Source organism: Petrotoga sp. DB-2, from assembly GCF_054051725.1.
In genome coordinates, this window is sequence record NZ_JBSVZD010000054.1 from 1 (window position 1) to 3921 (window position 3921).

Annotated in this window: 3 protein-coding genes; all 3 read left to right on the plus strand. The window is 35.4% G+C overall.

Annotation, left to right across the window (positions count from 1 at the left end; genetic code table 11):
• The first annotated feature begins 5 nt into the window (after positions 1-5).
• Entirely contained in the window at positions 6-1007 is a 1002-nt protein-coding gene (locus ACW9JY_RS10330; RefSeq protein WP_457284313.1) for an ABC transporter ATP-binding protein, read from the plus strand.
• A 490-nt stretch (positions 1008-1497) separates the two neighbouring features.
• The gene (arfA, locus tag ACW9JY_RS10335) at positions 1498-3006 is read left to right on the plus strand and encodes an arabinosylfuranosidase ArfA (RefSeq protein WP_457284311.1); all 1509 of its coding nucleotides are present in this window, start codon (positions 1498-1500) and stop codon (positions 3004-3006) included.
• 265 nt (positions 3007-3271) lie between these two features.
• Positions 3272-3921 (plus strand): dihydroxy-acid dehydratase domain-containing protein (locus ACW9JY_RS10340; RefSeq protein WP_457284312.1); only part of this gene is annotated, 650 nt, incomplete at its 3' end.

A 3921-nucleotide genomic window follows, 5' to 3' on the forward strand; every position in this document is an offset into this window, starting at 1 on the left:
GGAAGATGCAAGAAAATAAAACGGCAATAAATACACAAGAAAAGTTGTTGGAAACGAAAAAGCTACAAAAGGTATTCGTAGTAGGAGGGGGATTCGCAAGAAGCAAATTACTAGCGGTAGATGATGTGAACTTTCACATATACAAAAATGAAATATTCACACTTGCAGGGGAAAGTGGATGTGGGAAATCGACGGTCTCAAAGATGCTGCTAGGATTTCTTGAACCAACACAAGGTGAAGTGTACTACAAAGGCAAAGACATAGTAAACCTAAAAAAATGGGAAGAGAAAAAAGAGTTCATGAAAGAAGTACAATCGGTATTTCAAAACCCTTTTGAAACGTTCAATCCGTTGAGAAAGGTAGACAGATACCTATACGACACAGCGAAACAATACGGGATAACAAAGAACGGGAATGGAAAAAGGGTAGAAGAAGCACTAAAGGCGGTAGGATTAGGTATAACGGAAGTAAAAGGAAGGTATCCCAACGAATTTTCAGGAGGGCAACTACAAAGGATATCGGTAGCCCGATCGCTCATAACGACACCATCGTTATTGGTAGCGGACGAACCGGTATCGATGGTGGATGCATCGTTGAGGATGTCGATAGTGAACTTATTCAAAGATTTAAGGGACAAGTACAACGTAAGTGTATTGTACATAACGCATGATTTAGCAACCGCATACTACGTAAGTGACAGGATAGGGATAATGTTCAGAGGGAACATAATAGAGATGGGTGGGGTGGAAGATGTACTGATGAACCCGAAACACCCATACACACAGATGCTGAAAGAATCGATACCAGAACCAGATCCGAAAAAGAAATGGACAGAACGGATAAGTATAAAAGAGTTGGAAACAGAAGAGTACATGAGAAAAGGATGTAAGTTTGCAGGTAGATGCCCGTTTGTTATGGAAAAGTGTAAAGATAATATGCCACCAGAAATACAAACAGAAAATCGTATGGTTCGATGTTGGTTGTATGAGAATAAAGAAGATAAATAAAACAAGAGTCGTACAAATTATCCACTTCAGAAATAGAAAAATTTTGAAAATGGGAGGTGGTTTTTATTAGGATTAGAGAATACGATAAAATATCTCACTTTTAGAGAATTAATAAAAAAGAGTTGCAAATACTGAATAAAAACACGCAAGGAGAAGGGAGGAAGTTTAAAAAAATCATTTTTTAAAACCAAGATATAATGAGTGTGAAGGTGTTTCTAAAGTCAGTGAGTAATCCTTTCATAAGAAAGGAAAGATTTGTTAGCTACTTACTTTACAAATAGCTAAAAGTAATGATTAACGAAAGGAAAAATAAATTAAAGAAAAAAATCGTTTTATCATCGCAAACATTGCTTAAATCATATGTCAGATCAGCTAAGAAGTTAAACCCATTAAGATCCAAATATTTAGCAATTCTTCCTAGAAGGTCGAAAACATATTATATTAGAATTGGGATAAATTAAATTTAAAAATATAAACGAGGTGAATTAAAATGAAAAAATCAAAAATGTATATAGACAAAAATTTTGTGATTGATAAGGTAGATAACAGACTATTTGGCTCTTTTATAGAACATCTTGGTAGGGCTGTTTATACAGGTATCTATGAACCTGATCATCCTAAAGCAGATGAAAAAGGATTCAGAAAAGATGTAATAGATTTGGTTAAAGAATTAAACGTTTCTATTGTTAGGTATCCCGGAGGAAACTTCGTTTCAGGGTACAACTGGGAGAACGGTGTAGGTCCAAAAGAAAAAAGGCCTAAAAAACTTGAATTAGCCTGGCGTTCCTTAGAACCAAACGAATTTGGTACCAATGAGTTTATGGAATGGTGTAAGTTAGTTAATACAGAACCAATGATGTCTATTAATTTAGGTACAAGAGGAATAGACGAAGCTAGAAATTTTGTTGAGTATTGCAACTTCCCTGGAGAAAGTTATTTCAGTGATTTAAGAAAACAACATGGTTACAATGATCCACACAACATAAAAGTATGGTGCTTAGGGAACGAAATGGATGGCCCATGGCAAATTGGACACAAAACCGCCTTAGAATACGCCAGACTGGCTGAAGAAACCGCTAAAGTGATGAAATTGGTTGATCCAAATCTAAGCTTGGTTGCTTCTGGAAGTTCAAAATGGCACATTCCAACTTTTGGTGAATGGGAAGCGACTGTACTTGAGCATACTTACGATTATGTTGATTTTATCTCTTTACATGCTTACTACGACAATTATGAAAATAACATAGAAAACTTCTTAGCAAAATCTATTGATATGGATTCATATATAAAATCAGCTGTAGCCGCATGTGATTATGTAAAAGGCCGCAAGAAAACTAACAAAACAATTTATATATCATTTGATGAATGGAACGTCTGGTTTCATTCAAGAAAAGAAGATGAGAAAGTTGAACCCTGGCAAATTGCCCCGCCATTACTAGAAGATGTATACACTTTTGAAGATGCTTTGTTAGTAGGTTTAATGCTAATTACGCTCCTAAAACATGCTGATAGAGTTAAGATAGCTTGTTTAGCCCAGTTGGTGAATGTAATTGCCCCTATTATGACAAGAAAAGGTAGAGGTGCATGGAGACAAACAATATTCTATCCATTCATGCATGCTTCTAACTTTGGAAGAGGCACAGTTTTACAACCAGTCATATCTTCTGAAACATATGATACTAAAGATTTTAAAGGTGTTCCATATGTGGACGCAGTTCCCGTTTTTAATGAAGAGAAAAGCGAATTAACGGTATTTGTAGTAAATAGGGCACAAGATAAGATGGAGTTTGATTGTAAATTAAAAGGTTTTGAAGATTATTCTGTAATAGAGCACATAATTTTAGAAAACAATGATCTTAAAGCGGTAAATACAGAAGATAATCCAGACAACGTTAAACCTCACAACAATGGAAATGCCCGAAATGAAGGAGGAAAAGTAAAAGCCAATTTGTCACCACTTTCTTGGAACGTTATTAGATTAAAGAAGCAAACGAACTAATGATCTCCTTGCACAATGGTGAATACCCACTTCAGAAAAAAGGTAGAAGCAACGATTAACGATGGTAAAGTAAGCTAAGACCAGAATAAAAAGAACTAAAATTTTTGGATAATTATTCAAAATACTCTTTAAAATTTGAAATAATTCTTCAAAAAACAGAAAAGTAGTTAGAATTGGAAAATTTTTAAGGTATTAAAAGTTGGTTAACAATACATGTTTTAGAGTTTCTAAAAATAGTATACATATTAATACGAGGAGGAAATTTATGGCTACATATTACGAAAAGCAAAAGGCAAGAAAAGTAAGAAAAATATGGGCCCAAAGTGATGCTCTACGTATGGGTATAGGATGGGATGAATATGATCTAGAGAAGCCATATATTTTAGTTGAAGATACATTTGGCGAATCTCATCCTGGAAGTATCCATCTTAATAAATTAACTGATCAAGTAAACCAAGGAATAATAGAGAAGGGTGGCAGGCCACATGATTTCCATGTCACCGATATATGTGATGGATGGGCTCAAGGTCACAATGGCATGAACTATATACTTGCATCCAGAGAAGTAATTGCTGATATGGTGGAGACACATGGTAATGTAAATCCATTTGATGGTATGATTTTAATTTCATCTTGTGACAAACCTATTCCAGCTCATCTAATAGCAGCAGCTAGGTTGGATTATCCAACTATTTTTGTTCCAGGTGGATCAATGAGACCAGGTCCATATATGACAACTTCAGGTAGGGCCGGAGAAATAAGCTTAAAAGAAAAACAAGGATTAATTGATGATTTTGAGGTCATGCAATATAAAAAGACAGGATGCCCTTCTTGTGGTGCGTGCCAATTTATGGGGACTGCAAGCACTATGCAATGTATGGCAGAAGCATTAGGCTTAGCTTTACCAGGTACGGC